The sequence below is a fragment of the Pseudomonas sp. Root71 genome (assembly GCF_001429045.1).
Classification (GTDB): domain Bacteria; phylum Pseudomonadota; class Gammaproteobacteria; order Pseudomonadales; family Pseudomonadaceae; genus Aquipseudomonas; species Aquipseudomonas monachiensis.
Map to the genome: position 1 here is coordinate 57,391 of NZ_LMHY01000001.1, position 15,828 is coordinate 73,218.

Annotated in this window: 16 protein-coding genes; 5 read left to right on the forward strand and 11 right to left on the reverse strand. The window is 59.4% G+C overall.

Features of this window, described 5'->3' with window-relative positions:
- Positions 1-53 precede the first annotated feature (53 nt).
- A complete protein-coding gene (locus ASD95_RS00295; protein WP_008045785.1) occupies positions 54-785 on the reverse strand; it encodes a carbonic anhydrase in 732 nt (243 codons plus the stop codon).
- A 243-nt stretch (positions 786-1,028) separates the two neighbouring features.
- On the reverse strand, positions 1,029-2,087 hold the full coding sequence (locus ASD95_RS00300; RefSeq protein ID WP_056726731.1) for a PA0069 family radical SAM protein: 1,059 nt from the start codon (positions 2,085-2,087) through the stop codon (positions 1,029-1,031).
- 219 nt (positions 2,088-2,306) lie between these two features.
- Between ASD95_RS00300 and ASD95_RS00305 the strand changes: the two genes are divergently transcribed.
- From ASD95_RS00305 to ASD95_RS00315, 3 genes are all read left to right on the forward strand, one after another.
- Positions 2,307-2,609 (forward strand): hypothetical protein, encoded by a 303-nt coding sequence (locus tag ASD95_RS00305; protein ID WP_056726732.1) that lies wholly within the window; start codon positions 2,307-2,309, stop codon positions 2,607-2,609.
- 85 nt (positions 2,610-2,694) lie between these two features.
- Positions 2,695-3,243: a hypothetical protein gene (locus ASD95_RS00310; RefSeq protein WP_056726733.1), complete on the forward strand. Its 549-nt coding sequence runs from the start codon at positions 2,695-2,697 to the stop codon at positions 3,241-3,243.
- A 109-nt stretch (positions 3,244-3,352) separates the two neighbouring features.
- Positions 3,353-3,997, forward strand: coding sequence for a phosphatase domain-containing protein (locus ASD95_RS00315; protein WP_201783893.1), 645 nt, complete (start codon positions 3,353-3,355; stop codon positions 3,995-3,997).
- Between the two features lie 41 nt (positions 3,998-4,038).
- On the opposite strand, the gene ASD95_RS00320 is transcribed toward ASD95_RS00315, so the two are convergent.
- Entirely contained in the window at positions 4,039-4,326 is a 288-nt protein-coding gene (locus ASD95_RS00320; RefSeq protein WP_056726735.1) for a YheV family putative zinc ribbon protein, read from the reverse strand.
- Positions 4,323-6,374: an oligopeptidase A gene (gene prlC / locus ASD95_RS00325; RefSeq protein ID WP_056726736.1), complete on the reverse strand. Its 2,052-nt coding sequence runs from the start codon at positions 6,372-6,374 to the stop codon at positions 4,323-4,325. Before prlC ends, ASD95_RS00320 begins: the two co-directional genes overlap by 4 nt.
- An 88-nt stretch (positions 6,375-6,462) precedes the next feature.
- On the opposite strand from prlC, the gene ASD95_RS00330 reads away from it, so the two are divergent.
- Complete coding sequence (locus tag ASD95_RS00330; protein ID WP_056726737.1) at positions 6,463-7,008, forward strand: gamma carbonic anhydrase family protein; 546 nt, start codon at positions 6,463-6,465, stop codon at positions 7,006-7,008.
- A gap of 26 nt (positions 7,009-7,034) precedes the next feature.
- Positions 7,035-7,685 (forward strand): HAD family hydrolase, encoded by a 651-nt coding sequence (locus ASD95_RS00335; protein ID WP_056726738.1) that lies wholly within the window; start codon positions 7,035-7,037, stop codon positions 7,683-7,685.
- Between the two features lie 67 nt (positions 7,686-7,752).
- Here the strand turns inward: ASD95_RS00335 and ASD95_RS00340 are convergent, their stop codons facing one another.
- From ASD95_RS00340 to ASD95_RS00370, 7 genes are all read right to left on the reverse strand, one after another.
- Positions 7,753-8,376: an ABC-type transport auxiliary lipoprotein family protein gene (locus ASD95_RS00340; protein WP_056726739.1), complete on the reverse strand. Its 624-nt coding sequence runs from the start codon at positions 8,374-8,376 to the stop codon at positions 7,753-7,755.
- The gene (locus tag ASD95_RS00345; RefSeq protein WP_056726740.1) at positions 8,373-9,311 is read right to left on the reverse strand and encodes an MlaD family protein; all 939 of its coding nucleotides are present in this window, start codon (positions 9,309-9,311) and stop codon (positions 8,373-8,375) included. The genes ASD95_RS00340 and ASD95_RS00345 overlap by 4 nt, the downstream gene beginning before the upstream one ends.
- A 1-nt stretch (position 9,312) precedes the next feature.
- A complete protein-coding gene (locus tag ASD95_RS00350) occupies positions 9,313-10,116 on the reverse strand; it encodes an ABC transporter ATP-binding protein (RefSeq protein ID WP_056726741.1) in 804 nt (267 codons plus the stop codon).
- Positions 10,113-11,261: an ABC transporter permease gene (locus ASD95_RS00355; RefSeq protein WP_056726742.1), complete on the reverse strand. Its 1,149-nt coding sequence runs from the start codon at positions 11,259-11,261 to the stop codon at positions 10,113-10,115. Before ASD95_RS00355 ends, ASD95_RS00350 begins: the two co-directional genes overlap by 4 nt.
- A 54-nt stretch (positions 11,262-11,315) precedes the next feature.
- On the reverse strand, positions 11,316-12,344 hold the full coding sequence (locus ASD95_RS00360; protein ID WP_056726743.1) for a DUF5924 family protein: 1,029 nt from the start codon (positions 12,342-12,344) through the stop codon (positions 11,316-11,318).
- A 140-nt stretch (positions 12,345-12,484) separates the two neighbouring features.
- Positions 12,485-13,861, reverse strand: a complete 1,377-nt coding sequence (locus ASD95_RS00365; RefSeq protein WP_056726744.1) for a M16 family metallopeptidase — start codon at positions 13,859-13,861, stop codon at positions 12,485-12,487.
- A 56-nt stretch (positions 13,862-13,917) separates the two neighbouring features.
- The gene (locus ASD95_RS00370; protein WP_056726745.1) at positions 13,918-15,576 is read right to left on the reverse strand and encodes a Na/Pi cotransporter family protein; all 1,659 of its coding nucleotides are present in this window, start codon (positions 15,574-15,576) and stop codon (positions 13,918-13,920) included.
- Positions 15,577-15,828: the final 252 nt, after the last annotated feature.

Consider the following 15,828-nt stretch of genomic DNA (forward strand, 5'->3'; position numbering starts at 1 on the left):
CCAGGCTGCCTGAACGGCAGCCTCGGCTGAACCACACAACGATTTAGGAGGGTTTAGAAGCGCGCTTTGGGCGTCGCCACGGGAATTGGCAGGCTGCCATTAAGCGGCAGGAAACAGCCTTGATCGGCGTCGTACGCTTTGATTTCGCTGGTTTCGATGTTGTAGACCCAGCCGTGAATAAATAGCTGACCATTGGCCATGCGCGAGGCCACCGACGGATGGGTGCGCAGATGCTGCAATTGGGCGATCACATTCTCTTCGGTGAGGATGTGCATGCTTTCGCTTTCGCTAGAGCAGTTGCAGTTCTCCTGCACCATGGTCTTGGCCACTTCGGCATGACGCAGCCAGGCTTTGACCGTGGGCATTTTTTCCAGACTGTCCGGGTTGAGCACCGCGCGCATGGCGCCGCAGTCGGAATGCCCGCAAATTATGATGTGATGCACTCCCAGCGCCAGTACGGCGTACTCGATGGCCGTGGAAACACCGCCGTTCATTTGCCCATAAGGCGGCACGACGTTGCCGACGTTACGGGTCACGAACAAGTCGCCGGGGGAGCTCTGGGTAATCAACTCGGGAACAATACGCGAATCGGCGCAGGCGATGAACATCGCTCGTGGCCGCTGGGCCGTGGCGAGTTTCTTGAAGAGCTCTTCCTGCTGAGGAAAGATCTCATGATGAAAATGCAAAAAGCCGTCAACGATATGCTGCAACGCTGCATCGGCGGTTTCGGCCTCGGGTTGGGCTGAAGCCGACGCAGCCAACGGCTGTTTATCCTTGTCACTCATCAATTCATCCTCATTGGCGGGCTCAGGGAGTCTTCCCGGGTGGTCCGGTGTGAAGCCAGTGGCTGTTAAAAAACATCCAGGCCAAAAATCTCGACCCATCAGTCACTCGATGAACAAGGTAGCGGCCGAATCTTAATTGAAACTGAATAAAACGCTCTGGAATGCGTGTTCCAAGTCACAAAAAACGTGACCAGCCTAAGGCGTGAGCGCGATCTTCAGTACTCAACCATAGGCCAATTGTCCTCAAATCAACGACATTTGGCGACCAGGCGGACAAAAGGCATTGCAGTCCAGGTCAAAGCCTTCCCGGCGATTGAGCCCCAGGCGCTTGATGGTTTTGGCAAAGCGCTGTGCCAGCAGGTCGGCGAAGGGGCCTTCACCACGCATTCGAGCACCAAAGCGGCTGTCGTAGAGTTCACCGCCACGGCTCTGGCGAATCAGGCTCAGCACATGCGCCGCCCGCTGCGGATAGTGGGCGCCCAGCCATTCTTCGAACAGCGGCGCCACTTCCAGCGGCAGGCGCAACATCATGTAGGCAGCACTTTGCGCCCCGGCCGCATGGGCCTCGGCGAGCAGGCTTTCGAGTTCGCTGTCGTTGATCATCGGAATCATCGGTGAACACAGCACGCCCACCGGAATGCCCGCCTCGCGCATGACCCTGATCGCCCGCAACCGGGCCGTGGGCGCTGCGGCACGGGGCTCGAGGATGCGTTTGAGTTCGTCATCCAGGGTGGTCAGGCTGATCATTACCGCCACCAGTCTTTGGCTGGCAAGTTCGGTCAGCAGGTCCAGGTCGCGAAGAATCAGCGAGCCCTTGGTGACGATGGTCACAGGGTGTCGGTAACGCAGGAGTACTTCGAGGGTTTGCCGGGTGATCCTGTATTCACGCTCGATCGGCTGATAGGGATCGGTGTTGGAACCCAGATTGATCGGTGCGCATTGATAGCCACGTTTGGACAGCTGCTCCTCCAGTACGTCCACGGCGTTGGTCTTGGCGATCAGTTTTGTCTCGAAATCCAGCCCCGGCGACATGTCCCAATAGGCGTGACTGGGGCGTGCGTAGCAATAGATGCAGCCATGCTCGCAGCCGCGATAGGGATTGATCGAGCGATCGAAGGGCAAGTCCGGCGACGTGTTGCGGGTAATGATGGTTTTCGCCGTTTCGATGCGCACCTCGGTGCCCTGTGTGAGCGGTACTTCCTGGTACCAGCCGTCATCCTCAACCACCGAATGGCTGGGGGCAAAACGGTTGTGCGGGTTGGTTGCGGTGCCGCGGCCGCGAGGGGGTAGTGAAGTGGTCATCGACGGACCCTCTTGACTGTATATTCATACAGTACACGAAAGCATCGCTAGCGCCCAGTACCGTTCGGCCTGCGATTCGATGGCAGATCGCTCAGCTGATAATTAACACGCCAGCCGCAAACTAACGAAACATATAGCGCGTGGCTGAATTCAATACCAAATCGTATATTCACCTCTCCTGCAACGCCACCCACACCTAACCAATAAAAGGATTTATTGATGTCTTTTTTTAATCAGCGCGGTATCTTCCTCCAACTGATGCAACCGAGCCTTTCGGAGCCCAATACAGTTGTTTCTCTGCAACTGGCACGCAAGGAACTAAGCTGGGATGCCGATAACGAAAAGCAAGTTGAAGCACTGGTGGACTCGGTTTTTTTCAACGCCGTTTCCTCTGACGGCGGTAATTCTTTCAGCATCAGGGTCGTTGGAAAGGATGTAGACGGTGACGGTGACGTCGATGCCGACGACAAAGCCAAGCTACAGGCGCTGGCAAAGGCTTATGCCAGTATCGTCAATCCCTGAGCCCTGACTTTTCAATCACTGGAAAGCGCTATTGCCGAATGCATGCGGGCTCCCGCATGCATTCCAGACAGCCACGAGGATAAAAATGTCCACGCCCATAAAAACCGGTGCTTATCTACAACAAATAGAAACGCCGGAAGATGTGCAGGTAGTTATCAAGCTAATAAGGGCAGGTGAGTATCTGAACAAAACAATGGGGCAGTTCGCTGATGCTCTCGCGACTGCTCCATCCGTGACACTCCATATAAAAGACGACGGTAAAACTTTAAAGCTCGATTTTGACCCGTGGTCCGACATTAATGTTACCCCAGACAATAGTATCGACGAAAAGGACAATGCAGCTCTTACGGAGCTTGCACTCGCTTTTTATCATCAACAAATAATTGCTCCTGAGGGCATAGCGTATCTTTATCGTCTTCCCGCTGAACCACCCGAGCTTCGAGTAGATGTTGAGGTCTTCGACATTGATGAAGAGGATCACCAACTGTATAGCCTCGGTGTGTACGAGACCAAATCTGCGGACTCCGGCTCGCCTTTTGAAGGTAGTGAGCGCAACCCTGATACTGGACAGGTGTTTGACTATGGGACCGCACTGAACGAGTTGCTCAAAACATTCATCAAACTGAAACTGTAACCCGAGCGCGGACTTCACGATTCTTTGACGGTCCGCTCACAGGCCTTTGACTGTGCATGACTAATCCTTGCCACCATCTTCCCGTCCCTTTCTGAACGGTCGCTCAAGCATGCCTTTACCACGTTTTTTATCTGCAATATGCCTGTCGCTGGTCGCACTCGTTAACCTGACATCGGCACTTGCTGACGACAGTGTGATGCACGGTCCGGCAGACTGGGCTCAACCGGTAGAGAAGCAATACAACCTCTTCCAGATGTCGCCGACGCTCTATCGCAGCGCCTTGCCGGACAAGGGGGCGGTGCCGCTGCTGGAGACACTCAAGGTCGGGACGGTGATCAACTTCCTGCCTGAAGCGGACTCCAGTTGGTTGTCTACGCCAGGCATCACTCAAGTACAACTGCCTTATCGCACCAACCATGTGGATGACGCCGATGTACTCAAGGTCTTGCGCGCCATCAAGTCTGCCGAAGCCAAAGGCCCGGTGCTGATGCATTGCAAACACGGCTCCGACCGTACCGGCCTGATGGCGGCCATGTACCGGGTTGTCATCCAGGGCTGGACCAAGGAAGAGGCCCTGAACGAAATGACCCAGGGCGGCTTTGGCGACAGCACCCACTTCAAGGACGGCATCCGCTACATGATGCAGGCTGATGTGGAAAAACTGCGCACTGCCCTGGCCAATGGCGACTGCAGCACCAGCCCGTTCGCCGCGTGCTCGATGAAGAGCTGGTTCAAGTCCGCTCACATCGAATAAAAAAGCCCCCGCTGCATGGCGCAACGGGGGCTTTTTTTCACTCAGTGTTGTTCGTCAGGCTTTTTCTTCAATTTCGGATTCGGGAAGAACTGAACCGCCTGAACCTTGGTGTCGGCAGGTTTGGGGGCGCTGGTGTTAACCCGCGTACCCAACTCCTTGGGCACCGAAAGCCCTTGCTCATTAAGTGTGTCGGAGTAACCGCAGGCCACGCACTCTCGGTGCGGGACCTGGTCTTCATTCCACATCATCAATTTGTCCGGCTCGCTGCATGCCGGGCAGACCGCCCCGGCGATAAAGCGTTTTTTCGTAATCACAGGTCCCTCACTCATGCTGCCGCGTCCTCACTCAGGCCGCTGTGGCGCAAGAGTGCGTCAATTGATGGCTCACGACCACGGAAGTCGACGAACAGCACCATCGGCTCCTGGGAGCCGCCACGGGCCAGGATTGCTTCGCGGAACGCACGACCGGTATCGGCGTTGAGCACGCCTTCTTCTTCGAACTTCGAGAACGCATCGGCCGACAGTACTTCAGCCCATTTGTAGCTGTAGTAACCCGCTGCGTAACCGCCAGCGAAGATGTGAGCGAAGCTGTTAGGGAAACGGTTGTAGGCCGGTGGACGCATCACCGAGACTTCATCGCGCACGCCTTCAAGCACTTGCAGCACGCTGCGGCCGTCGCCGTGGGTAGCGTGCAGTTCGAAGTCGAACAGCGAGAACTCCAATTGGCGGACCATCATCAGGCCGGACTGGAAATTTTTCGCCGCGAGCATTTTCCCGAGCAGATCCTGGGGCAACGGTTCGCCGGATTCATAGTGACCGGAAATCAGCGCCAGTCCTTCCGGCTCCCAGCACCAGTTTTCCATGAACTGGCTCGGCAGCTCGACCGCATCCCAGGCCACGCCGTTGATGCCGGACACACCAGCATGCTCGACGCGGGTCAGGAGGTGATGCAGGCCGTGACCGAACTCGTGGAACAGGGTGGTGACTTCGTCGTGGGTCAGCAGCGCAGGCTTGCCGCTGTCGGCCGGGGTGAAGTTGCACACCAGGTTGGCCACCGGGCTTTGCAATACACCGCCAGCGGTGCGACGACGGTCGCGGGCGCCATCCATCCAGGCACCGCCACGCTTGTTGGCGCGGGCGTACAGGTCGAAGAAGAAGCGGCCGACGTGCTGGCCGTTTTCCTTGATTTCAAACAGGCGAACATCCGGGTGCCAGGTGTCGAAACCTTTCTGTTCGGCAATCTCGATGCCGTACAGGCGCTGGACAATGGCGAACAGGCCACTGAGCACCTTGTCGATCGGGAAGTAGGCGCGCAGGGCTTCCTGGGCCACGCTGTAGCGTTGTTCACGGAGTTTTTCGCCGTAGAAACCGCTGTCCCAGCTTTGCAGATCCGGGCAGCCCTGTTCAGCGGCATAAGCCTTGAGCTGCTCAAGATCCTGGGTGGCGAACGGCTTGCTGCGCTTGGCCAGGTCACGCAGGAAGCTCAGCACCTGATCGCTGGACTCGGCCATTTTGGTCGCCAGGCTCAGCTCAGAGAAACTGCTGAAACCCAGCAGCTTGGCCAGTTCCTGACGCAGGTCGAGGATTTCTTCCATGACCGGGCCGTTATCGTTCTGGCCGGCATTCGGGCCCTGGTCCGACGCACGGGTGCAGTAGGCCGCATAGACTTCTTCACGCAGTGCGCGGTCCTGGGCGTAGGTCATCACCGCGTAATAGCTCGGGAATTCCAGGGTGATCAGCCAGCCGTCCAGGTCCTTGGCCTGAGCCGCGGCGGCCATTTGCGCCTTGGCTGAGTCGGTCAGGCCGGCGAGGGCGGCTTCATCGGTGATGTGCTTGGTCCAGGCTTGAGTGGCATCGAGCAATTGGTTGGAGAAACGGCTGCCCAGTTCGGACAGCTTGCTCTGCACTTCGGCGTAACGCTTCTGTTCGGCTTCCGGCAGGTCGATACCCGACAGACGGAAGTCACGCAGGGAGTGTTCCAGGATAGTTTTCTGCGCCACGTCGAAACCGGCGGCCTCCGGACTGTTGGCCAGGGCTTCGAAAGCCTGGAACAGTTCGCGGTTCTGACCCATTTCGGTGGAGTAGGCGCTCAAGGCCGGCAGGCACGACTCGTAGGCTTCACGCAGTTCGGCGCTGTTGCACACGGCATTGAGGTGGCTGACCGGGCTCCAGGCGGCGCCCAGGCGGTCGTTGAGTTCGTCCATCGCCAACACCAGGCCAGCCCACGTTGGCTGTTTGACCTGGGTCTTGAGGATCTCGACGATGGCGGCACGGTTGTCAGCCAGGATCTGTTCAATGGCCGGTTGTACGTGTTCGGCGCGGATGGCGGAGAACGGCGGCAGGTCATAGGACTGCAAAAGAGGGTTGTTCACGCTCACGGTTGATACCTTGGCTGGAGAAACATGCAGCCATCTTAATTACAATCGACGTTCACCGCAGCTATCAGCAACAGAGAGAAACCCTATCGTGAACCTTCGCAAGTATCAGAACCACACGCCGCTGCTGGGTAAAGGCGCTTTTGTCGACGGCTCGGCGGTGGTGATCGGCGACGTTGAAATTGGCGAAGACAGCTCGGTCTGGCCGCTGACCGTGATCCGTGGCGACATGCACCGCATCCGCATCGGCGCGCGCACCAGCGTGCAGGACGGCTGCGTGTTGCACATCACCCACGCCGGGCCGTTCAACCCGGACGGCTTTCCGTTGCTGATCGGCGATGACGTGACCATCGCCCACAAGGTCATGCTGCATGGTTGTTCGGTAGGCAGCCGGGTGTTGATCGGCATGGGCAGCATCGTCATGGACGGCGCAGTGGTCGACGATGATGTGATCATCGGTGCCGGCAGCCTGGTGCCGCCGGGCAAGCATCTGCAAAGCGGCTTCCTGTATGTGGGCAGTCCGGTGAAGCAGATCCGCCCGCTGACTGACAAGGAGCGCGCCTTTTTCACCTACAGCGCGGCGAACTACGTGAAGCTCAAGGATCTGCATCTGGCCGAAGGCTACGACCAGCTTTGACCCGGCCCCCTTATTCAGGATTCGACATGCATTACCAAACCGTTTTGTTCGACCTCGATGGCACCCTGACGGACCCGCGCGAAGGCATCACCCGTTCGATCCAGTTCGCCCTGGGCAAACTGGGTATCGATGAGCCGGACCTAGCGAAACTCGAACACTTCATCGGCCCGCCGCTGTTGCAGGCGTTCATGCAGTTCTACGACTTCGACGAGCCGAAGGCGTGGGAGGCGGTGAATTTCTACCGCGAACGCTTCAAGGTCACCGGTCTCTACGAAAACCGCGTGTTCGATGGCGTCATGCCGCTGCTGGAAACCTTGGGCGGACAAGGGCGTCAGTTGTACATCGCTACCTCGAAACCCTGGGTGTTCGCCCGGGAAATCGCCCGGCATTTCGACTTTGCCAAACACTTCAAGGTGATTTACGGCAGTGAATTGGACGGCACCCGGACCAACAAGGTGGAGTTGCTCGCTCACTTGATGGCCGAAGAAAGCCTGGACCCGGCCAACACCCTGATGATCGGCGACCGCAAGCACGACCTGATCGGCGCGCGCAGCAATGGCCTGGACGCGGCGGCGGTGGGCTACGGGTTCGGCAGCCATGAAGAGTTGAGCGCCGAAGCGCCGGCGTATCACTTTGAAACGCTGGCTGAGTTGCATCAGGCGTTTTTGCAGCGCTGATAAGGCCGGCACAAATTAACTGTGGGAGCGGCGGTGCGGCGTTCCCACAGGGGGACTGTGTTCTTCCTCAAGGTCTCGGCGGTGGCGCTAACTTCTGCCCTTGCTCAACCGCCCAGTTCACCACCTGCGTGGTCAACTGATCGTTCGCCTGACCGAACCCGACCACCACCGCCGGAACCTGCACATCGCTGAGTGGCTGGCGCACTTCAAAGCGGCGGCTAGCGAGGATGCGCTGGTCATAACTGCGCACCAGCAATGCATCCAGACGCACGACCGCGCTGGCATTCATGCCCTGGTATTCAGTCTGGAACGCCTGCAGGCTGCCGCCCAATTCAAGATCGGTCTGGAAAATGCTGTCATCGGTGCTCAACAATGGCACCCGTCCGTCATACTGGAAACCTTCCAGCAGACGATTGCGCACCAGCACCGGCGCCGGGTCGCTCCAGCGTGAACCCTTGTAGTGGCTGATCACATCACCCTGGGGAATCACGGCAATGTTCGGACTGTTCAACGCTTCGCTGGACTGGAATTTGCTCAGGCGCAGCGACCAGCGCTGCGGCGTGCCATGGCTGGCCGATGCACTCTGGGCCGATGGCAATCGATAGACCTCGAAGGGCTCGGGCTTGGGCAGGATCGAGCACGAACTGATCAGCGTGAAGCCAGCGACGAGGGCAATCCGAATCAGCTTCATGGTGTGAATTCCTTGGTCTTGTCACTGCCCAGCAGGTAACCGCTGGGGTTGGCTTCCAGGCGTGTGGTAATGGTGCGCAACGAACTCAGGGTTTCGCGCATCTCGCGAACGGCCGGGCCCAGGCCATTGAGGCCTTGCATGCCGCTGTTGAGCGAATCCTGATTGGCGGTGATCAGTTTGTTGAGGGTGGCACTGCTCTCCTGCAGCGACTTCATCGCCTGCTCGGCGCTGCCCAGCGCCTCCTTGCCATGCTCGTTGAGCAGCCCGTTGGCATTGCGCATCAGCGCCGTGGTCTGCTCCAGCATGGTGTTGGCCTGCTTGCCCACCGACGCCAGTTGCTGCATGGCCTGGCGAATATCGCCGCGCTGATCGGCAATGGCCCCGGTGGTTTGCTCCAGGTGCTCCAGGGTATTGCTGATGCGCTCGATGTTTTCCGTGGAGAACATCAGGTTGGCGTTATGCATCAGCGTGGTCACCCCGGCCATCAGGTCTTCGCTGTCATTGAGCAGGCGGGCGATGGGCGAGGGCGAGGCGACGATGGTCGGCAGGTTGCCATTCTTGCCCTTGAGTGTCGGGCTCTGTGGCGTGCCGCCGCTGAGCTGGATGATCGAAGTCCCGGTGACGCCGGTCAGGGCCAACTTGGCATTGGTGTCTTCCTTGACCGGGGTATCGCCGGCCAGGCGAATTCGCGCCAGCACCCGGCGCGGGTCTTTCGGGTCCAGGCGCAGCGAGATCACATCGCCGACCTTGATCCCGCTGTACTGCACCGAGCTGCCCTTGGACAAACCGCTGACCGCCTCGTTGAACACGACTTCGTAGTCCTTGAACTCGGTGTCGACACTGGACTTGGCCAGCCACAGGCCGAACAGCAGCGCGGCCGTCACCACAATAACGGTGAACAGGCCGATCAATACATGATGGGCTCGGGTTTCCATGTCAGACCTCATTGAGCTGTTGGGCGGCCGTCAATGCCGCGCGGCCGCGAGGGCCATGGAAGTATTCGTGAATCCACGCATCGTCGGTTTCCGAGACATTGTCGATGGCATCCGCCACCAGCACTTTTTTCTGCGCCAGCACCGCCACCCGGTCGGTGATGGTGTAGAGCGTGTCGAGGTCGTGGGTCACCAGAAAGACACTCAGGCCCAGGGCATCGCGCAGGGTCAGGATCAATTGGTCGAACGCGGCAGCGCCGATCGGGTCGAGACCGGCGGTGGGTTCGTCGAGAAACAGGATGTCCGGGTCCAGCGCCAATGCCCGGGCCAGGGCGGCGCGCTTGATCATGCCGCCGGACAGCGACGACGGGTATTTCTCCGCCGCCGACAGCGGCAACCCGGCCAGGGCCATTTTCACCGCCGCCAGGTGCTCGGCGTCGTTGCGGCTCAAGCCGGCGTGTTCGATCAGCGGCAGGGCGACGTTCTCGGTCACGGTCAGCGAAGAGAACAACGCGCCTTTCTGGAACAGCACGCCGAATCGCCGCTCCACCAGCGAACGCTCGTGTTCGGACAAGGTCGGCAGGTTTTTCCCGAAGACTTTCACCACGCCTTCGCTGGGCTGGCGCAACCCGACAATGCTGCGCAGCAGCACCGATTTGCCGCTGCCGGAGCCACCGACCACGGCGAGGATCTCGCCCTTGTACAAGTCCAGGTCGAGGTTTTCGTGCACGCTCTGGCGGCCAAAGCGGTTGCACAGTCCACGGACTTCAATCACCGCCTCGGAGGGCGCTCGGGGGATACGACTCACCAACCCATCTCCATGAAAAACATCGCGGCAATCGCATCCATCACGATCACTACGAAAATCGACTGCACCACACTCGACGTGGTGTGCGCGCCCACAGACTCAGCGCTGCCGCTGACCTTGAAGCCTTCCAGGCAACCGATGGCGGCGATGAGGAAGGCGAACACCGGCGCTTTGACGATCCCCACCAGAAAGTGCTGAACGCCGATGTCCGTTTGCAGCAGCGACAGGAACATCGCCGGCGAAATATCCAGCGCCACCGCGCAGACCACGGCACCGCCGATAATCCCCGACAGCATCGCCAGGAAGGTCAGCATCGGCAGGGCGATCAGCAACGCCAGGACCCGCGGCACCACCAGCAACTCCACGGGGTCGAGGCCCAGGGTGCGGATGGCATCGATTTCCTCGTTGGCCTTCATCGACCCGATTTGCGCCGTGAACGCACTGGCGGTGCGCCCGGCCATCAGGATTGCAGTCAGCAACACACCGAATTCGCGCAGGAAAGCAAACCCCACCAGGTCCACGGTGAAGACGGTGGCGCCGAAAGTGGCCAGCACCGTCGAGCCGAGAAACGCCACCACGGCGCCCACCAGAAAAGTCAGCAAAGCAACGATGGGCGCGGCGTCGAGACCGGTCTGTTCGATGTGGGCGATCATCGGCGTGACGCGCCAGCGCTTGGGACGGAACAGGCCACGGGCGATGGTTTCGATGATCAGGCCGACGAAACCCAGCAGTTGCAGGGTGTCCTGCCAGACGGTGTCCACCGCGCGGCCAATACGGGTCAGCAACTGAATGGAAACGCTGACTTCCGGTTCCTTGATCGGTACGCAGAAATCGGTCAACGAGCAGTAGACGGTTTGCAGCAATGCACGATCGGCGGCAGAGAGTGTGCAATCAGGGTGTTCGGCGGAACGGCCGAGGCGCTCGGAGCCGAGCAGCTCGACCAACAGCGAGGCGCCAGCGGTGTCGAGGGCGCCTAGACCATTGAGGTCGATCGGGGTGTTGACGTCGTACTGGCCATGGAGTTTTTCGCTCAACAGCTTGAGGTCAGCGTAATGGGCAAGCGTCCAGTCGCCCGTCACCCGCAACCGCGCTGGGGTAATCGACGTGTCCAATCGGGCGTTGCCGGCCATCGTGCTGCTGATCATAAGCTCCGTGCTTGTTCAGTGATTACGCAGATTTACGTAATAGCACGAACCGGATTACTTTTCTTTGATCGCTGTGCTGTCCGTGACTTTGAAACGCAGCACGCCGATGACCTGGCCATCTTCGGTCAGCACCCGAACCTGCCATTTGCCGGCCGGGTTGCCCGGGAAGTTCTGCTTGTGGGTCCAGGCCCGGTAACCCTCCTTGCGCCCGCCACGAATATCCAGGGGGATGCGGTCGACCTCTTTACCGTTGAACTGCCAGACGTGATAAATCCGCTCGTCCAGGCCACGCGGGGCATTGATCGCGGTGTATGCGTAGAGCCCGCCATTGCGAATCTGCTCGGCGCTGACTTCGTCGAGGCTGGCGCCCGGCGTGCGGTCTTGCATCTGCGTGCTGATGGCCACATCGGTCATCCACAGCGTCGCTGGCGGCACCCACGAACGCAGCTCCCAACCAACGGCGCCGATGCCCAGGGTGATACTCAAGATCGCCAGCGCATTGCGCAGGGTACGAATCGGGAAGATCGACGCCAGGCTCGGGAACGACAGCAGCACCGAGATACCCAGTGCCCATTTGAAACTTTGCGCGGTGGTCAGGTGCATGATCACCGGCAAGGCGGTGAGCAGCGCGGCGAACAGGGTCAGGGTGTGCAGGGCCAGAAACGCCCAGCGCCGTGGGGCCAGCCATTTGTAGTAGAGCGGGTCGATGATCGAAATCAGCGCCGCGACGCCGAGCAGCCCGGTGAAAAACAACTGGCCACTGTTCCACGTCGTAGTGATGAAGAAGAACGGCAGGACAAAGAACAGGCTTTCCTGATGGATCATCTGCGTTGCGTAACGCAGCAAGGGTTCCGGGATTTCTCGCTTGAAGATGCGCTTGAACAGCTTGGTCAGGCTGTTTTCCAGCATCAGCCAGATCCAGCTGATCAGCATGATGGTGGTGATCCAGCTCGCCAGGCCTTGCTGGCGATCGACCAGAATGAAACTGCCCACCCCCGAGATGAAACCACAGAGCGCAATGACCCCAGGGTACCGCTTCATCAATTCGAGGATGCGCTGTACGAAAAAGGTCAGGTTTTGCATTCGGCGGTTTCACAGTCGTCGTAGGAAAAAACCTCGACAGGGTACCGCTGGTGCGGCTCTGTGGCGAGGGTTCACGGTCAGTTACACCATGCACCTGGGGGAACCGGCAAGGCCTCTCAGTCCGTTGTCACCTGGAATGGTTATTTCCTGCTATGCAAACGCCAGCCCACCAGCATCAACACGATCAAGCCCGTCCCACCGACCGCCAGCCACATCAACTGGTCATAACTGAACAACGGTTTCTCGATCCGCAAATACCCCGGTTGCAGGAGCAACTCACGCACGGCCTTGTTCGCTTCTTCCAGGGTCACCCCTTGCAGCTCCCGGGTCGGGTTGGTGAAGCGACCGTCCTCGTAGTTGCCGATGGCGCTCCAGTAGTAGTCGGCCAACGCGCTGTTGCCTTGCACGGCCCAGGACTGGCGGGCAATTGCGGCCTGCTTGAGGCGGTTGAAGGTATCGGCATTGAGGCCATCCTTGAGCAGTCCGGCCTTCAGGTCCTCAAGTACTTGTTCGGCATCGGCCACGTCGTCGCGTTCAAGGTCGGCATTGAGGCTCATGAACCCCACGCCGCCGAACACCTCGCGCTCCGCCCACGGGCCGTAGGACAAACCGTGAGCCAGGCGCAACTGGCGATAGAGCGCCCAATCCAGATAGTCCTTGAGCAAATCGAAGGTTTCATCGTGCCCATCCTCCAGTACCGGCTCCGGCACCAGCCAGTGTAACTTGGCGCCGTTGCCGACCAGACCGTGGGTCAAGGTGCGTTCATGGGCGGCGCTGGCCTGGATTTGCGGCAGCGGCGGATGCTCGCCAGGGGTGATCGCTTCCAGCGCGCCATACGCCCGCTCCAGATAGGCCGGCAGCAACTTGTCGAGGTCGCCGACCACGATCAGGGTCATGTTGTTCGGCGCATACCAGTCCTTGCGCACCTGCTCCAGCTGTTCACGGGTCAGGTCATTGACTTGCGCACGCTCCGGGCACTTGAGGCCCAGCTCCACGGCCAGTTGTTTGCTGGCCGTGTGACCGAGGTCCTGTCGATCGAGCCAGCGTTGCAGGTGCGAGTAGTGGCCGCCGTCTTCACGCTCGACCACTTGCTTGGCCGCGTTGATGGCGTTGTCGTCGAAGCGGGTCTGGGTCAGCAGCGCCAGCAACAGGTCAAGCACCTTGCGCTGGTTTTTCGCCGGGGCTTCGATGACGAAGGTCGTATCGGCATTGCTGGTGAACGCGTTCCACTCACCGCCCAGGGCCTGCATGCTTTCTTCCAGGCCGCCTTCGCCGCTGGCGTCGATTCCGCTGAACAACAGGTGTTCCAGCAGATGCGGCAGCTCCTTTTCTTCACACTTGAAATCGTCCAGGCCAACGCCGACCACCAGCCGGATCGCCACATGCCCGCGATCAGTGCCGGGTTTGAGCAGCAACTGCAAACCGTTGCGCAGGGTGTAGCCCTCGACCTGGAAGCGATCCAGAGCGAATGACGGGAATGAGCCAAGTAACAGGCAAGCGAACAACAGACAACGCATAACGAGCTTCCGTACGGCTGGCGTAAGTTCAACAGACTTCAGGCAACTGCGGACGTTCAGGGTGAATGAGTGATGTCGCTCAAATCGTCGACCACCAGCGCACCTGTCTCCGATGTTTCCAGCACCACGTAGGCACTGCTGCAAAACAGCGAATTCAGACGTTTCATGTCGGCGATCAGTTCCAGGTGCAACGAACTGGTTTCGATACTTTGCACGATTTTTCGTTGCAAGCGGCTGACATGAGCGTGGGCCAGGCGCCGTTCCTGTGCGCGGAAACGACGTTTTTCACGCACCAACTGGCGGGCACTTTCCGGGTCGCCACTGAGAAACACCGACATCCCGAGCCGCAGGTTGGAGATCAACTGAGTTTGCAGCCCGGTCAATTCGTCCAGCCCGACTTCGGAAAACGACCGGCGCTGCGAGGTTTTCTGCTGCTGGACCTTGCGCAGCATGCGTTCGATCAAGTCGCTGGCCAGTTTCAGGTTGATCGCCAGTTCGATGATTTCCGCCCAGCGCCGGCTGTCCTGATCGCTGAGATCTTCCCGGGGCATTTGCGCCAGGTACAACTTGATCGCGCTGTAGAGCGCTTCGACATCGTCGGTCAGGCGGCGCATTTCCTGGGTGACGGCGGTTTGCTTGCCGTGCAAAACATCCAGCATGGCTTCAAGCATGTTGTCGATCAGGTCGCCCATGCGCAGGGTTTCCCGGGCCGCATTGGCCAGCGCCAAGCCAGGGGTGACCAACGCCGTCGGGTCAAGATGCCGGGGCTTGGCCGTACCGTTGGCCAGCGGGCGCTCCGGCAGCACCCAGGCACAAAACCTGGCCATCGGCCCAACGCTTGGCAGCAGGATCAGGCAACGCGCGATGTTGTAGAGCAGGTGAAAGCCGATGACCATTTCCTGAGGGCTGAAATCCAGGCCATCGAGCCAGTGCACCAGCGGATCGAGCACCGGAATGATCAATAAAAGACCAATCAGTTTGTACAGCAGGCTGCCCAGCGCCACTTGGCGCCCGGCGGCGTTCTGCATGCTGGTGCTGAGGAAAGCGAGTACACCACTGCCGATATTGGCACCGATCACTAGCCCGATGGCCACCGGCAAGCTGATCACGTTGGCGCCCGCCAGAGTCGCGGTAAGCAACACAGCGGCCAGGCTGGAATAGGAAACCATCGCGAACAGCGCGCCGACCAGGGCGTCGAGCAGGAGGTCGCCGGTGAGCGAAGCGAAAATCACCTTCACCCCTTTGGCATGGGTAATCGGGTGCGCGGCTTCGACAATCAGTTGCAACGCCAGAATGATCAACCCCAAGCCAATGGCGACACGGCCCATCTGCCCGAGTCGGGTCTGCTTGCGCGACAGAAAGAAAATCACCCCGGTAAAAATCAGCAGGGGCGACAACCACGACAGATCGAACGTCAGCACCCGCGCCATCAAGGCCGTACCGACATCGGCACCGAGCATGGTGACCAACGCCGGCGTAAGCGCCATCAGGCCCTGGCCGACAAAGGAAGTGACCAGCATGGCGGTGGCGTTGCTGCTCTGAACCATCGCCGTCACAGCGATTCCGGAGAGGAAAGCCAGCCAGCGGTTGGACATGTTATGGCTGATGACATGCCGCAAGTTGGTGCCGTAGACCCGCAGGATGCCGGTTCGGACGATGTGCGTGCCCCAGATCAGCAGGGCCACGGCAGAAAGCAAATTGAGCAGGGTGAGCATAATGACCCCCTGTGGTGTAGCGCCCCAAAGGAGCAAGTTGACGGTACCGCGCAACGTTCTACGTTCTGTACTTAAGCTGTAGTTGGCTAACGGTCTGCGCGCCAGCATCGCATAGCCAAAGAAGGGATTGAAACAAAACTGTCATGAAATCCCGTTCATGCAACCCGCCAAAAAACAAAGTGGGAGCGAGCCTGCTCGCGATGAGGCCATCAGCTCCAACGTTGATGTTGACTGACAGACCGCCATCGCGAG

Excerpts from the sequence above, each read along its gene's own strand:
- ASD95_RS00295 (WP_008045785.1), bottom strand. The coding sequence starts at position 785 with ATGAGTGACAAGGATAAACAGCCGTTGGCTGCGTCGGCTTCAGCCCAA.
- ASD95_RS00300 (WP_056726731.1), bottom strand. The coding sequence starts at position 2,087 with ATGACCACTTCACTACCCCCTCGCGGCCGCGGCACCGCAACCAACCCG.
- ASD95_RS00305 (WP_056726732.1), top strand. The coding sequence starts at position 2,307 with ATGTCTTTTTTTAATCAGCGCGGTATCTTCCTCCAACTGATGCAACCG.
- ASD95_RS00310 (WP_056726733.1), top strand. The coding sequence starts at position 2,695 with ATGTCCACGCCCATAAAAACCGGTGCTTATCTACAACAAATAGAAACG.
- ASD95_RS00315 (WP_201783893.1), top strand. The coding sequence starts at position 3,353 with ATGCCTTTACCACGTTTTTTATCTGCAATATGCCTGTCGCTGGTCGCA.
- ASD95_RS00320 (WP_056726735.1), bottom strand. The coding sequence starts at position 4,326 with ATGAGTGAGGGACCTGTGATTACGAAAAAACGCTTTATCGCCGGGGCG.
- ASD95_RS00335 (WP_056726738.1), top strand. The coding sequence starts at position 7,035 with ATGCATTACCAAACCGTTTTGTTCGACCTCGATGGCACCCTGACGGAC.
- ASD95_RS00340 (WP_056726739.1), bottom strand. The coding sequence starts at position 8,376 with ATGAAGCTGATTCGGATTGCCCTCGTCGCTGGCTTCACGCTGATCAGT.
- ASD95_RS00345 (WP_056726740.1), bottom strand. The coding sequence starts at position 9,311 with ATGGAAACCCGAGCCCATCATGTATTGATCGGCCTGTTCACCGTTATT.
- ASD95_RS00355 (WP_056726742.1), bottom strand. The coding sequence starts at position 11,261 with ATGATCAGCAGCACGATGGCCGGCAACGCCCGATTGGACACGTCGATT.
- ASD95_RS00360 (WP_056726743.1), bottom strand. The coding sequence starts at position 12,344 with ATGCAAAACCTGACCTTTTTCGTACAGCGCATCCTCGAATTGATGAAG.
- ASD95_RS00365 (WP_056726744.1), bottom strand. The coding sequence starts at position 13,861 with ATGCGTTGTCTGTTGTTCGCTTGCCTGTTACTTGGCTCATTCCCGTCA.
- ASD95_RS00370 (WP_056726745.1), bottom strand. The coding sequence starts at position 15,576 with ATGCTCACCCTGCTCAATTTGCTTTCTGCCGTGGCCCTGCTGATCTGG.